This window comes from Pseudomonas alvandae (genome assembly GCF_019141525.1).
Lineage (GTDB): Bacteria > Pseudomonadota > Gammaproteobacteria > Pseudomonadales > Pseudomonadaceae > Aquipseudomonas > Aquipseudomonas alvandae.
Map to the genome: position 1 here is coordinate 5789481 of NZ_CP077080.1, position 16740 is coordinate 5806220.

Here is a 16740-nt window from a genome sequence, read left to right on the forward strand (position 1 = left end):
TGTCGCCTGGCACCGCTTTCGCGAGCAAGCCCGCTCCCACAGGGGGGGCTCCCACTACTCTGAAAAACCGGCGATATGACCCAAGCACTCATCGAACTGTCCAACCTGGGCTTCAGTTGGCCCGGGCACCCGCCCTTGCTGGATATCCCGGCGTTTCGCCTGGAAGCCGGCGAAACCGTGTTCCTCAAGGGCCCGAGCGGCAGCGGCAAGACCACCTTGCTGGGGCTGCTGGGCGGCGTGCAGACACCGGATCGCGGCAGCATCCGCCTGCTCGGCCAGGAACTCAGCGAACTGGGCGCCGGCCGCCGCGACCGCTTCCGTGTGGACCACACCGGCTACATCTTCCAGCAGTTCAACCTGCTGCCGTTTCTCTCGGTGCGCGAAAACGTCGAATTGCCCTGCCACTTTTCCAAACTGCGCGCGCAACGGGCTATCCAGCGTCACGGCAGCATCGACCAGGCCGCCGCCACCTTGCTGGCCCACCTGGGGCTGACCGATCGAAGCCTGTTGGAGCGGCGCGCCGATTCATTGTCCATCGGCCAGCAACAACGGGTCGCCGCCGCCCGCGCCTTGATCGGCCAACCGGAACTGGTGATCGCCGACGAACCGACTTCAGCCCTGGACTACGACGCTAGGGAAAATTTCCTGCGCCTGTTGTTTGCGGAATGCCGCGAAGCCGGGTCGAGCCTGTTGTTTGTCAGCCATGACCAGAGCCTGGCGCCGCTGTTCGACCGTAACCTCTCGCTGGCCGATCTCAATCGCGCCGCCACGCCACTCGAGGTCTGAGATGTATTTGTTCCGTCTAGCCATGGCCAGCCTGGCGAACCGCCGCTTCACCGCGATCCTCACCGCGTTTGCCATTGCCCTGTCGGTTTGCCTGCTGTTGGCGGTGGAACGCGTGCGCACCGAAGCGCGTGCCAGTTTCGCCAGCACCATCAGCGGCACCGACCTGATCGTCGGCGCCCGCTCCGGCTCGGTGAACCTGCTGCTGTACTCGGTGTTTCGCATCGGCAACGCCACCAACAACATCCGCTGGGACAGCTTCGAGCAGTTCGCCCATAACCCGAAAGTGAAATGGGCGATTCCCATGTCCCTCGGCGACTCCCATCGCGGTTATCGGGTGATGGGCACCACCGAAGCCTACTTCGAGCATTACCAGTACGGCCGCCAGCAACATCTGGCGTTGGCCAATGGCCGGGCGTTCGCCACCGATCCATTCGAAGTCGTGCTGGGCGCCGAAGTAGCCGAGGCGCTGCATTACAAACTGGGGGACAAACTGGTGCTGGCCCACGGCGTCGCGGCGATCAGCCTGGTCAAGCATGACGACAAGCCCTTCACCGTGGTCGGGATTCTCAAGCGCACCGGTACGCCAGTGGACCGCACACTGCACATCAGCCTCGGCGGCATGGAGGCCATCCACATCGATTGGAAAAACGGCGTGCCGGCCCAGGGCAATGGCCGCATCAGCGCCGACCAGGCCCGCAACATGGATCTCACGCCGCAAGCGATTACCGCGTTCATGCTTGGCCTCAATAGCAAGATTTCTACCTTCGCCCTGCAGCGCGAGATCAACGAGTTCCGTGGAGAACCGCTGCTGGCCATTCTCCCTGGCGTGGCATTGCAGGAATTGTGGAGCCTGATGGGCACGGCGGAAAAAGCCCTGTTCGTGATTTCGCTATTCGTCGTCCTGACCGGATTGATTGGCATGCTCACGGCGATCCTCACCAGCCTCAACGAGCGCCGCCGGGAAATGGCGATCCTGCGCTCGGTGGGCGCGCGGCCGTGGCACATCGCGAGCCTGCTGGTGCTCGAAGCCTTCGCCTTGGCGCTGGCCGGCGTCACTGCGGGGCTGGCGTTGCTGTACATCGGCATCGCCGCCGCCCAGGGTTACGTGCAGTCTGCCTATGGCTTGTACTTGCCGCTGGGCTGGCCAAGTGAATATGAATGGACGCTGCTGGCTGGCATCCTGGTCGCCGCCCTGTTGATGGGCAGCGTGCCGGCCTGGCGCGCCTATCGCCAATCGTTGGCCGATGGCCTGTCGATCCGTTTATGAGGAAGCCGAAGATGCCCCGCGCCGTGCTTGCGCTGTTGATGCTGGTCGCCGCCCTGCCCCTTTGGGCGGCCGAGCCGAGGGACCTGGCCTGGTCGGAAATGATCCCGCCGGACGCGCCACCGGAAGTGCCGAACATGACGCCGTTGCACGACCTGTCGAAGATGAGCGATGCCCTGGCTGCCGAATCCGCCCCTGCGGCCAGGCAGGACCTGCCCAACGCGCCGGTGGTCAAGGCCCTCGATGGCCAGCAGATTCGTTTGCCGGGCTACATCGTGCCGCTGGAAGTCAGCGAAGAAGGTCGCACCACGGACTTTTTGTTGGTGCCGTACTTCGGCGCCTGTATCCATGTGCCGCCTCCGCCGTCGAACCAGATCGTCCATGTGAAAAGCGAAGTCGGGGTCAAGCTCGACGAGTTGTATCAGCCGTACTGGGTCGAAGGGCCGATGCAGGTCAAGCCGTCCACCAGTGAACTGGCCGATGCCGGGTATCAGATGGAGGCTGAGAAGATTTATGTGTATGAGCTGCCGGAGTGAATCCGGTGGTGATGGGTTGTTGATGAGATAGCTATCGTCGGATGGGGCCCTCAAGGTTTGCTCATCATCATTTCATTGAGCTGAGTCAATTAAACACCCCCTGACTCATTGAGCTGAGTCAAAAGACCGGACCAGACGGCTTCGTACCATGGGACATCAATTTTCGATGCCTTCTGGAGCCCTCAATGAACAAGTCCTTGCTCAGCGCTTCCCTTATCGCGCTCGCCCTCGCCGCCCCACTCGCCCAGGCCCATACCGCCGGCGACATCATCGTTCGCGCCGGTGCGATCACCGTCAACCCGGACGCCGACAGTTCCAGCGTCAAGGTCGACCGTGGCCCGCTGGCCGGCACCGACCTGGGCGGCAAGGCGACCATGAGCAGCGACACGCAACTGGGCTTGAACTTCGCCTACATGCTCACCAACAACTGGGGTATCGAATTGCTGGCGGCCTCGCCGTTCGAGCATGACGTAAAAATCAAAGGCACCGCCCTTGGCGCCGCCAACAACAAGCTCGGCACCCTCAAGCACCTGCCGCCGACCTTGAGCCTGGTCTACTACCCGCTCGACGCCAAATCGGCCTTCCAGCCTTATGTCGGTGCGGGCATCAACTACACCTGGATCTATGACGAGCACGTCGGCAGCGAAGCCAGCGCCAACGGCTTCAGCAACTTCCGTGCGAAAAACAGCTGGGGCATGGCCTGGCAAGTCGGTGCGGACTACATGCTGACCGACAACATCATGATCAACGGCCAGATCCGCTACATCGACATCGACACCACTGCGTATGTCGACAACAACGCCGTGGCCGGCGGTACCCGGGCCAAGGTGGACGTCGATGTGGATCCGTTCGTCTACATGGTGGGGTTGGGTTACAAGTTCTGAGCCTGAGCACCATCGCGAGTTGACAACACCCTGTGGCGAGGGGATTTATCCCCGCTGGACTGCGCAGCAGTCCCCTGGCTGGTCGACCTTGATCAGCCTGACACGCCGAGGTGGCAGCTTTTGGGGCTGCTGCGCAGCCCAACGGGGATAAATCCCCTCGCCACAACGTGGTAGGCCGTGACAAAAAAGGCGCCTCGAGAGGCGCCTTTTTCATGGCGGAAACTCAGCGCCCCAACAATCGCGCCAGCCCCACGCTCATCGGCGTCTGCTTCGGAACGCTGAAACGCTCCAACAGGCGACCGTTGTCGGCGCGCGAATGACGGATGTCACCGGAACGCGCCGGGCCGTGGCTGATGGTGGGCAAGTCACCCACCACTAACGCCAGGGCCTGGAGCATCTGCTTGAGCGTCGTCGCCTGGTTCCAGCCGACATTCACCGCGCCCACCCCCACTTCAGGCTTTTCGATGGCCTGGACCAACACGTCCACCAGGTCCTCGACATAGACGAAATCCCGAGTCTGCTCGCCATCACCGAACACGGTGATCGGCAGGCCTTTCTGCGCGCGCTCGCTGAAAATGCTGATGACGCCTGAATAGGGCGAGGATGGATCCTGGCGTGGGCCGTAAATGTTGAAGAAGCGGAACACCGCTGGCTCCAGATCGTGCTGGCGACGATAGAAGTCGAAATAGTATTCGCTGGCCAGTTTGTCCGCCGCGTAGGGCGTGAGCGGCGCCTTGGGCGTGTCTTCGTCGATGGACTGGCCTTCGCCGTTGTTGCCGTAGACCGCCGCGCTGGAGGCGAACAGCACCCGTTTCACGCCGCTCTGGCGCATGGCTTCGCAGACATTCAGGGTGCCGATGAAATTGCTTTGGTGCGTACGCACCGGATCATCCACCGAGGCTTGCACCGAGGCCACCGCCGCCAGGTGCGCCACGGCACGGCAACCGGCCATGGCCTGGGCGACCAGCGCAGCGTCGGCGACGTCGCCTTCGATCAGTTCCACCGCCGGGTTGTCCAGCGGCAGGTTGCTGCGCTTGCCGGAGGACAAATCATCGAGAATGCGTACCGAGTGCCCTTTGGCGAGCAAGGCGTCGGTCAGGTGCGAACCAATGAAACCCGCGCCGCCGGTAATGAGTACAGGGCCGTCAGCCATGGCGATAAAACCTATCCAGTAAGCTCGGGAGCGCGGCGCGCCAGGCGCGGGGCTTGATCCCGAAGGTGTGCAGAATTTTCTTGCAGGCCAGGACCGCGTGTTGCGGTTCTTCCGCGGCGTCCGGCCTTGCGGCATGGGCCTGGGGCGTGGGCGACTCGATCGCCAGCGGATGCAGGGCCCGCGCTTCGGTGAGAATCGCCTGGCCCAGCGCCAGTGGCGTGGTCGCTTCATGCCCGGCGTAATGATACGTGCCCCACAGCGGCGCGGCACAATCGAGTTGCTTGAGCACCGAGATGATCACCCGCGCCGCATCGTCAACCGGCGTCGGATTGCCCCGACGGTCATCGGCCAGCAACAACTCGTCGGGCTGTTCGGCCCGGGCCAGGAAACGGCCGAGGATGCCGTCGGCACTGTCATCCAGCAGCCAGCCGAAACGCAGCAATACATGTTGCGGGCAGGTGGCGCGCACGCTTTGCTCGATTCGCCACAAGGCCTGGCCACGCAGGCCCAGCGGCACGGGCTCGTCCTTTTCGCTGTAGGCGGTGGCGCGGGAGCCATCGAATACGCGGTAGCTCGACGGTTGCAGCAAGACGATGTTGTGATGCTGGCACAGTTCCGCCAGGCGCTCGACCGCCCGCTCCTGGCTGGCCAGGCGCTGCTCACTGACAGTCTCGGCCTGGAACCAGTCGAAGTAGTACGCCAGGTTGATCAAGGCGTCCGGCCGGGTGTCGTCGAGCAGTTGCGTCAGGCTCGCGGCATCCCAGCCGTCTTCGGGGGGGCGGGGGGCAAGAAAACCGATGTCTTCTTCTGCACCGAGGCGAATCAGCGCCTGCCCAAGGGCATTTCCGCCGCCCAGTAACATAAGGCGCATTCGCATAAAGTCAGCAGGCCCAGTCTGTTGGCACAAGAATTTGGTCGACAACGCCCGAGGGCGTCGTCGGAATCGTTGCATTTTGCGGGTTTAGTGCGCAACCGTCATCCGTAAAGTGCAGATCTCCGGGTTTGCCGTTTTCCAAGGCGGTTGCTGAGCTCTTGTGGCGAGGGGATTTATCCCCGCTGGGCTGCGCAGCAGCCCCAACCAAGCAAATGAGGCGAGCCTGACCCACCCAGGTGTTAATTAAAGGGACTGCTGCGCAGTCCAGCGGGGATAAATCCCCTCGCCACTTGCATCATCCCCACCCCACCCGCCTAAACTGCCCACATGAATCTGCCCCTTGCAGCCGACCACGCCATGGCAGGCTTTCACCCCGCCGTTCGCGCCTGGTTCAGCCAGACATTCCCGGCGGTCACGGCCGCCCAGGCCCGGGCGTGGCCGTTGATCGGCCAGCGCCGTTCGGTGCTGGTCGCCGCTCCAACGGGTTCGGGCAAGACCCTGACCGCATTTCTCGCAGTGCTGGATGACCTGGTGCACCGCGGCCTGGAGCAAGGTGGCCTGCCGGACGCGACGCTGGTGGTCTACGTCTCGCCGCTCAAGGCCCTGAGCAACGACATCCAGATCAACCTGCAGAATCCCCTGGCCGGTATCACCGAGCAGTTGCAGCGAATGGGCCTGCCGCCCTTGCCCATCACCACCGCCGTGCGCACCGGTGACACTCCGCAAAAAGAACGCTCGGCGATGCGCAAGACCGCGCCGCACATCCTCGTGACCACCCCCGAATCGCTCTATGTGCTGCTCGGCTCCGACTCCGGCCGGCAGATGCTCGCCAGCACCCGCACGGTGATCGTCGACGAAATCCACGCCATCGCCGCCAGCAAGCGCGGCAGCCACCTGACCTTGAGCCTGGAGCGCCTGCAAGCCCTGTGCACCGAACCGCTGATGCGCATCGGCCTGTCGGCCACGCAAAAGCCCATCGAAGCGGTCTCGCGCTTTCTGGTCGGCGCAGGACGCACCTGCGAAATCGTCGACATCGGCCACGCCCGCCCCCGCGACCTGGACATCGAGGTGCCGCCGGTGCCGCTCTCGGCGGTGATGGCCAACGATGTTTGGGAACTGGTCTACAACCGTCTCGCCGAGCTGGCCCGGGCGCACCGAACCACGCTGGTATTCGTCAACACGCGGCGGCTGGCCGAACGCCTGAGTCGCCACTTGAGCGAACGCCTGGGCAAGGACGCCGTGGCGGCCCACCACGGCAGCCTGGCGAAGGAGTTTCGCCTCGACGCCGAGCAACGCCTCAAGCGCGGTGAATTGCAGGTGCTGATTGCCACCGCGTCGCTGGAGTTGGGCATCGACATCGGTGACGTCGACCTGGTCTGCCAGATCGCCTCGCCCCGTTCGATCTCGGCGTTCCTGCAAAGGGTTGGCCGCTCCGGCCACCAGGTCGGCGGCACGCCCAAGGGGCGCCTGTTCGCCACCACCCGCGACGACTTGATCGAATGCGCCGCCCTGCTCGACTGCGTGCGCCATGGCGAGCTGGACATCCTGCACATCCCCAGGGCGCCGCTGGACGTCCTGGCCCAGCAGATCGTCGCCGAAGTCAGTTGCCAGGAATGGCATGAACAGGCGTTGCTGGAGATGTTCCGCCGCGCCTCGCCCTACGCGGAGTTGGACGAAGACCATTACCAGGCCCTGCTGCAAATGCTCGCCGAAGGCCTCAATGGCCGACAGGGCGTGCGCAGCGCCTACCTGCACCGCGACGCCGTGAGCCGGACCTTGCGCGGGCGCCGGGGCAGCAAACTGACGGCGGTGACCAGCGGCGGCACTATCCCGGACAACGCCGACTACAGCGTTTTGCTCGAACCGCAAGGCTTGAACATCGGCAGCGTCAACGAAGACTTCGCGGTGGAGAGCATTGCCGGCGACGTATTCCAATTGGGCAATACTTCGTATCGGATCATCCGCGTCGAGACCGGCCGCGTGCGGGTCGAGGACGCCCAGGGTCAACCACCGACCATCCCGTTCTGGCTCGGCGAAGCCCCGGGGCGCAGCGCCGAGTTGTCTCAGGCCGTCGCCCGCCTGCAAGCCCAGCTCGATCAACTGCTCGGCGCCACGCCGGGTAATCTGCAACCGGCACTCGACTGGCTGACCGGCACCTTGCACCTGAACCTTGCCAGCGCCGAGCAGATCCTCGATTACCTCGCCCCGGCGCGCCTGGCCTTCGGCGCCCTGCCGTCCCAGGACACCTTGGTGATGGAACGGTTTTTCGACGAGTCCGGCGGCACGCAACTGATCATCCATACGCCCTTCGGCAGCCGCATCAACCGCGCCTGGGGCCTGGCCCTGCGCAAGCGTTTCTGCCGCACCTTCAACTTCGAATTGCAGGCCGCCGCCAGCGAGGACGCCATCGTGCTGTCGCTGTCCACCAGCCACAGCTTCGAACTGGACGAGGTCTGGCGCTACCTCAACAGCCAGAGCGCCGAGCAGATCCTGATTCAAGCGGTATTGGATGCGCCGCTGTTCGGCGTGCGCTGGCGCTGGAATGCCGGCGTGGCCCTGGCGTTGCCGCGCTATACCGGCGGGCGCAAAGTCGCGCCACAGATCCAGCGCATGAAAAGTGAAGACTTGATCGCCAGCGTGTTCCCGGACCAGATCGCCTGCCTGGAAAACCTCGCCGGCGAGCGAGAGATTCCTGATCATCCGCTGGTGGAGCAAACCCTGGACGACTGCCTGCACGAGGCGATGGACAGCGAAGGCTGGCTGGCGCTGTTGCGGCGCATGGAAGCGGGTGAGATCCGCCTGGTCAGCCGCGACCTGCCGGCGCCCTCGCCCCTGGCGGCAGAAATCCTCAGCGCCCGGCCTTACACCTTTCTCGACGACGCGCCGCTGGAGGAGCGCCGTACCCAAGCGGTGATCAACCGGCGCTGGAGCGATCCGCAATCCACCGACGACCTCGGTGCGCTGGACGCCAATGCCATCCAGGCCGTGCGGGAAGAGGCCTGGCCGACGCCGACCAATGTCGATGAAATCCACGAAGCGCTGATGAGCCTGGCCTGCATCGCCGACAGCGAAGCCAGTGCCGAGCCGTCTTGGCTGGACGGGCTGCGGACCCTGGCGGAGCGCGGTCGCGCCAGCCACATTCAGATCAGCGACGAGCGCGGCCTGTGGGTGCCGCTGGAGCGGCTGACGTGCCTGCAGGCGATTTATCCACAAGCCCAATGGCAGCCGCCGCTGACACCGCTGCCGGGGTTCGATGAGCCGTGGGACAGCGACGAGGCCGTGGTGGAAGTGCTGCGCGCGCGGCTCAGTGCCTTTGGCCCGCAGCCGTTGACGGCGATCGCCTACCCGCTGGAGCTGTCGCCGGCGCAAGCGACCCAGGCCCTGGCTCAGCTCGAACAACAGGGGTATGTGCTGCGCGGTCGCTTCACTCCGGGCACCGCTCAAGAGGAGTGGTGCGAACGGCATCTGCTGGCGCGGATCCACCGCTACACGGTCAAGCGCTTGCGCCGGGAAATCGAGCCGGTGATGTTGCAGGATTTCATGCGTTTCCTGTTCGACTGGCAGCATCTGTCGCCGTCCAGCCAGGGCCGCGGCAACGCGGTGCTGCCGTCGATCATCGGCCAGTTCGAAGGCTACCCGGCCGCCGCCTCGGCCTGGGACAGCGACCTTTTGCCAGCGCGAATCAAGGATTATTCGCCGAGCTGGCTCGACGAACTGTGCCGCAGCGGCAAGTTCGTCTGGACGCGCCTGAGCGCTCGTCAGAAGTTATCCGCCAGCGCTTTGCGCAGCACGCCGATCGTGTTGCTGCCGCGCGCCAAGGTCGCGCTGTGGAGCAGCCTGGCCGAGCAGACACCGATCAGCGAACTGTCGCTCAAGACGCAAAAAGTCCATCAGGCCCTCAGTGAACATGGCGCGTTGTTTTTCGATGAATTGCTGCACGAGGCCCATTTGCTGCGCAGCGAACTGGAAATCGCCTTGCAGGAACTGGTCGGTGCCGGGCTCGTGAATGCTGACAGCTTCGCCGGGCTGCGGGCCTTGATCACCCCTGCCAGCAAACGCCAGGCCCGTAGCAGCCGGCGCGGACGCGGGGCGTTTGTCGGCGGCATGGACGATGCCGGGCGCTGGGCCTTATTGCGCCGCAGTTCGCCCGCGCCAGAACCCGGCAACCGGCCCGCGCCCACACCGCCCGATACCCTGGAACACATCGCCCTGACCCTGTTGCGCCGTTATGGCGTGGTGTTCTGGCGCCTGCTGGAGCGCGAGGCCGATTGGTTGCCGAGCTGGCGTGAATTGCTGCGCACGTTTCATCGTCTGGAGGCACGGGGCGAGATTCGAGGCGGGCGCTTCGTCAGCGGGCTGGCCGGCGAACAATTCGCCTTGCCCGAAGCCATCCCGCTGCTGCGCGAAGCACGGCGTCGACCCACCGATGGCAGCCTGGTGGCGGTGTGCGGGGTTGATCCGCTGAACCTGGCCGGCACGTTGTTGCCCGGGGCGAAAGTGCCGGCCTTGGCGAGTAATCGACTGGTGTATCGGGATGGGCTGCCGGTGGCGGCGCTGGTGGCGGGCAAGCAGCAGCTATTTGTGGAGTTGGATGCAGAAGGGATGGCTGGGGTCAGGAACAAGCTCATTCAGAAAAATTGAGGGTGTCTGGCCGGGCCCCTTCGCGAGCAAGCCCGCTCCCACAGGGGGCTGTCCATTCACCACAAACCTACTGTGGGAGCGAGCTTGCTCGCGATGAGGCCATAAGCCTCACCACAAACCTGAAGTAATTATTGAGCTTGATCAGCCTGCTCGCCCCCTGCCTTCTCCTCAACCAACCGCTTCGGCAACACCACCTGCTGTGGATAAGTCTGCGCGAAGTGCACCGACGGCTCGTTATCCACAAGCTTTTTCAATCGCTGGTTGAATGCCCGGCTCACCGCGTACTGCCCGCCCGAGACCGTGCGGAACTGGGCCGTGAGGACTACGCCGTTGAGGTCCATCTTGTCCACGCCGAACACATCCAGCGGCCCTTGCAGGTTGAACTTGAGGAACGGGTCCTCGGAAATCGAATCGCCGGCCTCGCGGATCAATTCAATGGCACGGTCCACGTCGGTGTCGTAGGTGAACTGCACCGAGAAAAATGCAAAGGCGAATTGCCGGGATTGGTTGGTCACGGCCTTGATTTGCCCGAACGGCACCGAATGCACGAAACCCTTGCCATCGCGCAGGCGCAGGGTGCGGATGGTCAGGCCTTCGACGGTGCCGGCATGACCGGAGCTGAGCACCACCCAGTCGCCGATGGACAGCGTGTCCTCGATGATGATGAACAGTCCGGTGATCACATCTTGCACCAGTTGCTGCGAACCGAAACCGATCGCCAGCCCGACCACGCCGGCACCGGCGAGCAATGGCGCGACGTTGATGCCGAGGTTGGCCATGGTGGTGATCGCGCAAATCACCACCAGGATGATTTTGGCCGCGTTGCGCAACAGCGGCAGGATAGTCTTCACCCGGGTGCTGGGTGCCCGGGCGCCGCGCTTGTTGAGCGGAGGTTTCAACGCCTCCTGGATCGCCGTGTCGAGCACTACCCACGTCAGCCAGGTCACCAGGAAGATCAGGCCGATGCGGCTCAGGGAATCGCTGATTGCCCGTCCCACGGCGTTGCGCGAGGCGAACTCGAACAAAGAGATTCCCCAGATCCGCCCGAGCACTTCGATGAATACCACGGCCATGACGATCCGCAACAAGGCGTGCAGCAAGCTCAACAACCGCCCCTTGTAGGCGCTGTTGCGCTGGATGGCCTCGGCCTTGGGCGATTTGAAGATGTGCTGGAACACGGTGCTGAGGAACACCGTCGCGATCAGCAGGAGGGTGGTGAACAAGGCGCAACGCAGGGCCTTCTGGTTGTCTTCGCCGACACCGATCAGGCTCACCGCCGAGACCAATACCATCAGCAGGATCGGCCAATACCAGAGCCCGGAAAAAATCCGCAGTGATTCCTGCAAGGCCGGTTGCTTGAGACGCTGGGCCAGCGGTCGATTGCGGATCAGATGGGCCACGGGCCGGCGCATGTGGATCACCAGCCAACCGAAGATCAGCGAAGCCGACAGCCCAGTGAACACCGCGACGCTGCTGGTGATATTGCCGCCCAGTTGGCGGGCGATCTGCGGGCTGGTCAGGGCATCGCTGAGGGCCGCCAGGAAGCCGATCAGGAACAACGGCCGTGGGCTGAAACGCCGGATGATCGCCACGGCACGGCGTTTGTGGCCGGCGTTGAACATCACGATCACGCAGAGCAGCACCGATGTGGAAACAATGCCGCTGCTGGTGGCGTAGGCGAAACACAGCGCGAGGGCGCGACCGACCGAGACTTGCAGGAAATGGCTGACGTAAAGGGTCAAGGGCAGGCAGGCCACGGCCGGCAAGGTGTACGGCAGCAGATAACCGAGCAGGTCCCGCAACCGCTGGCGAGTGCGTAGCCAGCGGCGCCGACCGAGACGTCGCACCAGCAAGCGCGCACCGGCCCAGAGCAGCGCGAAGGTCCCCAGCCACACGCCTGACAGCAACAGGAAATCGCCCGCTATCCGCCAGGACGAACGGGACGTCTGGTCCACCAGTCGATCGACCTCGTCAGCCGCCCGATCCGCCCGCAGGCGCCAGGCATCCACCAGGCTCTGGTCGAGGTCGAGCTTGTCCTGGACATCGTCGATGCTGGAACTGATTGCTCCCAATAAGCCGCCTTGCACCAGCGGTTCGGGCTCGGTCGGGGCTTCGGCAGGCTTGGGGAGGCCAGGGACCGCAGCGGTCCCGTAGGCGCTGGTGCCGGTCATGGCCAGCAGCAATAGCAGCAATACAGTGCTCAATCGAGACAAGACGCGGGGCTCCTTCACACGGGATCGGTAAGGAACTGATCAACAATGGGCCGGCAAGTTCGCTGATATCCCGTGGCGAGGGGATTTATCCCCGCTGGGCTGCGAAGCGGCCCCAAAATCTAACGCCTCGGTATGTCAGGCTGAATGTGCTCCGCCTGTTGGGGCTGCTGCGCAGCCCAGCGGGGATAAATCCCCTCGCCACGGTACTTCACCGTTTGCGCCACCATCGGTAAGGCCATCGAAACTTTCCAGCCCGCCCGGCGGTCATCAAAAGACACAGGCAGTACGAGGTCATTGGCACGGGAGGGATACATGACGGCGATCCACATTGGCATTTCCGGTTGGCGCTACACGCCCTGGCGCGGGGATTTCTATCCCAAGGGGCTGGCGCAGAAACGGGAACTGCAATTCGCCTCTCGAGCGGTCAACAGCATCGAAATCAATGGATCGTTCTACGCCCTGCAACGTCCCGAACGGTATGCCCAGTGGTACGCCGAGACGCCGCCGGACTTCGTGTTCAGCGTCAAGGCGCCGCGCTTCATTACCCACATCAAGCGCCTGCGGGACATTCACAAGCCGCTGGCGAATTTCTTCGCGTCCGGGGTGCTGGAGCTCAAGGAAAAACTCGGCGCCATCCTCTGGCAGTTTCCGCCCAGCTTCAAATTCGACCCGGAACTGTTCGAAGACTTCCTCAAGCAACTGCCCCATGACACCCGGGCCGCTGCCGCGCTCGCCCGGGAGCACGAGTCGCGCCTGGACGGCCACGCCAGCACCGAGACCGATAAAAAGCGTGCGCTGCGCCATGCCGTGGAAATCCGCCACGAAAGCTTCATCGACCCACGCTTCGTCGCCATGCTCAAACGCTACGACGTCGCCCTGGTCGTCGCCGATACCGCCGGAAAATGGCCCTACCGCGAGGACGTCACCAGCGACTTCGTCTACCTGCGCCTGCACGGAGCCGAAGAACTGTACGCCAGCGGCTACACCGACGAGGCGTTGAAGCGCTGGGGTGACCGGATCGAGGCCTGGAGCCACGGCACGCAGCCGAGCGACGCGCAGTTGATCGACCCGAAAAAGAAACCCCGGCCGCGCAAGAGCCGGGAAGTGTTCTGCTATTTCGACAACGACATCAAAGTCCGCGCGCCCTACGACGCGCGCCACCTGCTGGAGCGCTTCGACCTGGACAAGCATCTCGCCACCGCTCCCGGTGTGCGCCCGGCCGAAGGAGTATTGCCATGAGCACGCCAGAATCCAGCGAAGCCACTCGCGAGCCGCTGCACGATTCGGCGCAGCGCCTGCTCGACGGAGTCAATCGATTCACGGTGCTGACGGTCAACACGCATAAGGGCTTCACCGCGCTGAATCGGCGATTCATCCTGCCGGAACTGCGCGAAGCCGTGCGCAGCGTGTCCGCCGACGTGGTGTTTCTGCAGGAAGTACACGGCACCCACGAGCACCATCCCCAGCGCTACAGCAACTGGCCGGCCATCCCGCAATATGAGTTTCTCGCCGACACCCTCTGGCCGCAGTTCGCCTATGGGCGCAACGCGGTGTATCCGGCGGGCGACCATGGCAACGCATTGCTGTCGAAATTCCAGATCATCCGCCACGACAACCTGGACGTGTCCATCAACGGCCACGAAAGCCGCGGCATGCTGCACAGCGTGCTGCGCCTGCCGAACGCTGACGGTGGACAGGACGTGCATGCCATTTGCGTCCACTTGGGGTTGCGTGAAGGCCATCGCGTCGAGCAACTGAAGCTGCTTTGCCAACGCTTGAGCGAATTGCCGCCCGAAGCACCGGTCATCGTTGCCGGCGACTTCAACGACTGGCGCGGCAAGGCCAATGACCTGCTCGCGCCCTGCGGCCTGCGGGAGGTATTCGCCGAACAGTGGGGCAAGCCGGCCCGCAGTTTTCCGGCGCGCCTGCCGATCCTGCGCCTGGACCGCATCTACGTGCGCAACCTCAAGGCCCATCACGCCAAGGTACTGAATGTACGTCCCTGGTCGCACCTTTCCGACCACGCACCGCTGTCGGTGGAGATCGAGTTATGAACGCGACGATGGACAAGGCGACGGTGGAAAAGGTCGAGGTGCCGCCGACCGAACGCAACCCGGCGCTGGCCGACGTCGAATACGGCTGGCACGGCAACAACCGCGTTACGCTGCTGGAAAACGGCGAGGAATATTTCCCACGGGTTTTCGAAGCGATTCGCCGCGCCCAGGAAGAAATTCTCCTGGAGACGTTCATTCTGTTCGAGGACAAGGTCGGCTTTGAACTGCGGGATATATTGGTCGAGGCGGCCAAGCGCGGCGTACGCATCACCGTCAACCTCGACGGTTTCGGTTGCGGTGAGCTGAGCACGGCGTTTCTCGCCTCGTTGAGCGATGCCGGGATACGCCTGCAAATGTTCGACCCGGCCCCCCGGCACCTGGGCATCCGCACCAACTGGTTCCGCCGCCTGCATCGCAAGATCGTGGTGGTGGACGGCGTGATCGCTTTCATCGGCGGGATCAACTTTTCCGCTGACCACCTGGGCGACTTCGGTCCCGAGGCCAAGCAGGATTACTCAGTGGAAATCAAAGGTCCGGCGGTGGTGGATATCCATCACTTCGCGCTGCTGCAAAGCGGTCGGCCGGCCCGGGCCAAGTATTGGTGGCAACGTCGCCGCAGCCGCCGCACCGAGTTGGCCTTCAACGACCATGACGGCCAGGTGCGCCTGGTCTACCGGGATAACCACGAGCATCAGACCGACATCGAAGAGGTCTACCTGCAAGTGCTGCGCAGCGCCCAGCGTCGGGTGGTAATCGCCAACGCGTATTTCTTCCCCGGTTATCGGTTGCTGCGCGAGATCCGCAACGCCGCGCGACGTGGCGTGGAGGTGCGGCTGATTCTCCAGGGGCAACCGGACATGATGATCGCCAAGCTCGCGGCGCGGATGCTCTATGACTATCTGATCAAGGCCGGCGTGACGATCTACGAGTATTGCGAGCGGCCGCTGCACGGCAAGGTCGCCTTGGTCGATGAAGACTGGAGCACGGTCGGTTCGAGCAACCTCGACCCGCTGAGCCTGTCCCTGAACCTGGAAGCCAACGTGCTGATCCGCGACCGGGCGTTCAACCGCGAACTGTTCGAGCGCCTCGATCACCTGAGCCGCAATCACTGCACCGTCATGCCCGAAAATCACGCCCGTCGCGGGCGGCTGTGGCGCATGACCATCGGTTTCATGGTGTTCCACTTCCTGCGTCATTTTCCGGCCTGGGCCGGATGGTTGCCGGCCCATAAACCGCGTCTGAAACCTTTTTCGCCGCCGACGGCGGTCCGGAGCGAACCCCATGAACCACTCTGAAGCGCACACTGCGCCGAGAGATGCCCATGCGCCGGAACAGGCCAAGCCAAAGTCGCGCTGGAGTCGCTGGAAACGCCCGCTGACCCTGGTTTTTTTCCTGCTGCTGATCGTGCTGTTCACCGCCCTGGCGCGGCGCATCGATTGGTCCGAGGTGTTCACGACCCTGGCGGATTTCAAGCTGCGCACTTTGCTGATCGCCGCCGCGCTGACCATCGCCAGCTTCATCACCTACGCCGGTTTCGACCTGATCGGGCGCACTTACATCCGGCAAAAACTCGGTTGGCGGCAAATATTGCCAGTGGGGGTCATCAGTTACGCGTTCAACCTCAACCTCAGCGCCTGGGTCGGCGGCATCGCCATGCGCTATCGGCTGTATTCGCGGCTCGGGGTGAGCACGGGCAATATCGCCAAGATTCTCGGCTTGAGCCTGGCTACCAACTGGTTCGGCTACATGACCTTGGCCGGCGTGGTGTTCAGCAGTGGCCTGGTGACGATGCCTCCGGGCTGGAAGCTGAGCAGCGACGCGCTGCAAGGCGTCGGAGTGCTGCTATTGCTAATCAGCGCCGGCTATCTGCTGGCCTGCCGTTTCTCCAAGCGCCGGGCCTGGACGGTGCGCGGCATGGAAATCAACCTGCCTTCGCTGCGCATGGCCGTGTTGCAATTGGCATTGGGGGCGCTGAACTGGTCGCTGATGGCGGCGGTGATCTTTACGCTGTTGCCGAGCAAACTCGAATACCCGGTGGTGCTCGGGGTGCTGTTGATCAGCAGCATTGCTGGCGTGATTACTCACATTCCGGCCGGGCTCGGGGTGCTGGAGGCGGTGTTTGTCGCGCTGTTGCAGCATGAGGTGTCACGGGGCAGCTTGATCGCCGGACTGATTGCCTACCGGGCGATCTATTTCATCCTGCCGCTGTTGATCACGGTGGTGATGTACTTGGTGATCGAGGCGAAGGCCAAGGCGTTGCGGGTCAAGCCTGGGGTCAAGTGAGCGGTTGCTTGAATCACGAGGTGCTTGTGCTAGCCTCTTCGCGAGCAAGCCC

The 16740-nt window shown here is 63.6% G+C and carries 12 protein-coding genes; 9 read left to right on the plus strand and 3 right to left on the minus strand.

All coding sequences use genetic code 11. From position 1 onward, the window contains the following. Window positions 1-75 precede the first annotated feature (75 nt). The 4 genes from KSS97_RS25865 (at window position 76) to KSS97_RS25880 (ending at window position 3470) form a co-directional block, all read left to right on the plus strand. Window positions 76-786: an ABC transporter ATP-binding protein gene (locus KSS97_RS25865; protein WP_217860450.1), complete on the plus strand. Its 711-nt coding sequence runs from the start codon at window positions 76-78 to the stop codon at window positions 784-786. Window position 787: 1 nt separating this feature from the next. Beyond that, window positions 788-2053, plus strand: coding sequence for an ABC transporter permease (locus tag KSS97_RS25870; RefSeq protein WP_217860451.1), 1266 nt, complete (start codon window positions 788-790; stop codon window positions 2051-2053). Between the two features lie 11 nt (window positions 2054-2064). Further along, entirely contained in the window at window positions 2065-2586 is a 522-nt protein-coding gene (locus KSS97_RS25875) for a DUF3299 domain-containing protein (RefSeq protein WP_198796665.1), read from the plus strand. A 185-nt stretch (window positions 2587-2771) separates the two neighbouring features. Then, entirely contained in the window at window positions 2772-3470 is a 699-nt protein-coding gene (locus KSS97_RS25880; RefSeq protein WP_217860452.1) for an OmpW/AlkL family protein, read from the plus strand. A 223-nt stretch (window positions 3471-3693) separates the two neighbouring features. Here the strand turns inward: KSS97_RS25880 and KSS97_RS25885 are convergent, their stop codons facing one another. Together KSS97_RS25885 and KSS97_RS25890 are read right to left on the minus strand one after the other, a co-directional pair. Continuing rightward, window positions 3694-4623 carry a UDP-N-acetylglucosamine epimerase PgnE gene (locus KSS97_RS25885; RefSeq protein ID WP_217860453.1) on the minus strand — a complete coding sequence of 310 codons (930 nt, stop codon included), beginning with the start codon at window positions 4621-4623 and terminating at the stop codon, window positions 3694-3696. Further along, complete coding sequence (locus tag KSS97_RS25890) at window positions 4616-5500, minus strand: sugar nucleotide-binding protein (protein WP_030140473.1); 885 nt, start codon at window positions 5498-5500, stop codon at window positions 4616-4618. The genes KSS97_RS25885 and KSS97_RS25890 overlap by 8 nt, the downstream gene beginning before the upstream one ends. Before the next feature lie 324 nt (window positions 5501-5824). Here KSS97_RS25890 and KSS97_RS25895 point away from each other — a divergent pair, with 324 nt between their 5' ends. Then, the gene (locus KSS97_RS25895) at window positions 5825-10138 is read left to right on the plus strand and encodes a DEAD/DEAH box helicase (protein WP_217860454.1); all 4314 of its coding nucleotides are present in this window, start codon (window positions 5825-5827) and stop codon (window positions 10136-10138) included. A gap of 128 nt (window positions 10139-10266) precedes the next feature. Here the strand turns inward: KSS97_RS25895 and KSS97_RS25900 are convergent, their stop codons facing one another. After that, window positions 10267-12309 (minus strand): mechanosensitive ion channel family protein, encoded by a 2043-nt coding sequence (locus tag KSS97_RS25900; protein WP_438269644.1) that lies wholly within the window; start codon window positions 12307-12309, stop codon window positions 10267-10269. 354 nt (window positions 12310-12663) lie between these two features. Here KSS97_RS25900 and KSS97_RS25905 point away from each other — a divergent pair, with 354 nt between their 5' ends. The 4 genes from KSS97_RS25905 to KSS97_RS25920 are packed head-to-tail and all read left to right on the plus strand — an operon-like array spanning window position 12664 to window position 16688. Beyond that, window positions 12664-13590, plus strand: a complete 927-nt coding sequence (locus KSS97_RS25905; protein WP_217860456.1) for a DUF72 domain-containing protein — start codon at window positions 12664-12666, stop codon at window positions 13588-13590. Next, window positions 13587-14405, plus strand: coding sequence for an endonuclease/exonuclease/phosphatase family protein (locus KSS97_RS25910; protein WP_217860457.1), 819 nt, complete (start codon window positions 13587-13589; stop codon window positions 14403-14405). Before KSS97_RS25905 ends, KSS97_RS25910 begins: the two co-directional genes overlap by 4 nt. After that, window positions 14402-15700 carry a cardiolipin synthase ClsB gene (clsB, locus tag KSS97_RS25915; RefSeq protein WP_217860458.1) on the plus strand — a complete coding sequence of 433 codons (1299 nt, stop codon included), beginning with the start codon at window positions 14402-14404 and terminating at the stop codon, window positions 15698-15700. The genes KSS97_RS25910 and clsB overlap by 4 nt, the downstream gene beginning before the upstream one ends. Next, window positions 15687-16688 (plus strand): lysylphosphatidylglycerol synthase domain-containing protein, encoded by a 1002-nt coding sequence (locus KSS97_RS25920; RefSeq protein WP_217860459.1) that lies wholly within the window; start codon window positions 15687-15689, stop codon window positions 16686-16688. The genes clsB and KSS97_RS25920 overlap by 14 nt, the downstream gene beginning before the upstream one ends. The last annotated feature ends 52 nt before the right edge of the window (window positions 16689-16740 follow it).

Excerpts from the sequence above, each read along its gene's own strand:
- KSS97_RS25920 (WP_217860459.1), top strand. The coding sequence starts at position 15,687 with ATGAACCACTCTGAAGCGCACACTGCGCCGAGAGATGCCCATGCGCCG.
- KSS97_RS25880 (WP_217860452.1), top strand. The coding sequence starts at position 2,772 with ATGAACAAGTCCTTGCTCAGCGCTTCCCTTATCGCGCTCGCCCTCGCC.
- KSS97_RS25890 (WP_030140473.1), bottom strand. The coding sequence starts at position 5,500 with ATGCGAATGCGCCTTATGTTACTGGGCGGCGGAAATGCCCTTGGGCAG.
- KSS97_RS25910 (WP_217860457.1), top strand. The coding sequence starts at position 13,587 with ATGAGCACGCCAGAATCCAGCGAAGCCACTCGCGAGCCGCTGCACGAT.
- KSS97_RS25900 (WP_438269644.1), bottom strand. The coding sequence starts at position 12,309 with ATGACCGGCACCAGCGCCTACGGGACCGCTGCGGTCCCTGGCCTCCCC.
- clsB (WP_217860458.1), top strand. The coding sequence starts at position 14,402 with ATGAACGCGACGATGGACAAGGCGACGGTGGAAAAGGTCGAGGTGCCG.
- KSS97_RS25885 (WP_217860453.1), bottom strand. The coding sequence starts at position 4,623 with ATGGCTGACGGCCCTGTACTCATTACCGGCGGCGCGGGTTTCATTGGT.
- KSS97_RS25870 (WP_217860451.1), top strand. The coding sequence starts at position 788 with ATGTATTTGTTCCGTCTAGCCATGGCCAGCCTGGCGAACCGCCGCTTC.
- KSS97_RS25875 (WP_198796665.1), top strand. The coding sequence starts at position 2,065 with ATGCCCCGCGCCGTGCTTGCGCTGTTGATGCTGGTCGCCGCCCTGCCC.
- KSS97_RS25905 (WP_217860456.1), top strand. The coding sequence starts at position 12,664 with ATGACGGCGATCCACATTGGCATTTCCGGTTGGCGCTACACGCCCTGG.
- KSS97_RS25895 (WP_217860454.1), top strand. The coding sequence starts at position 5,825 with ATGAATCTGCCCCTTGCAGCCGACCACGCCATGGCAGGCTTTCACCCC.
- KSS97_RS25865 (WP_217860450.1), top strand. The coding sequence starts at position 76 with ATGACCCAAGCACTCATCGAACTGTCCAACCTGGGCTTCAGTTGGCCC.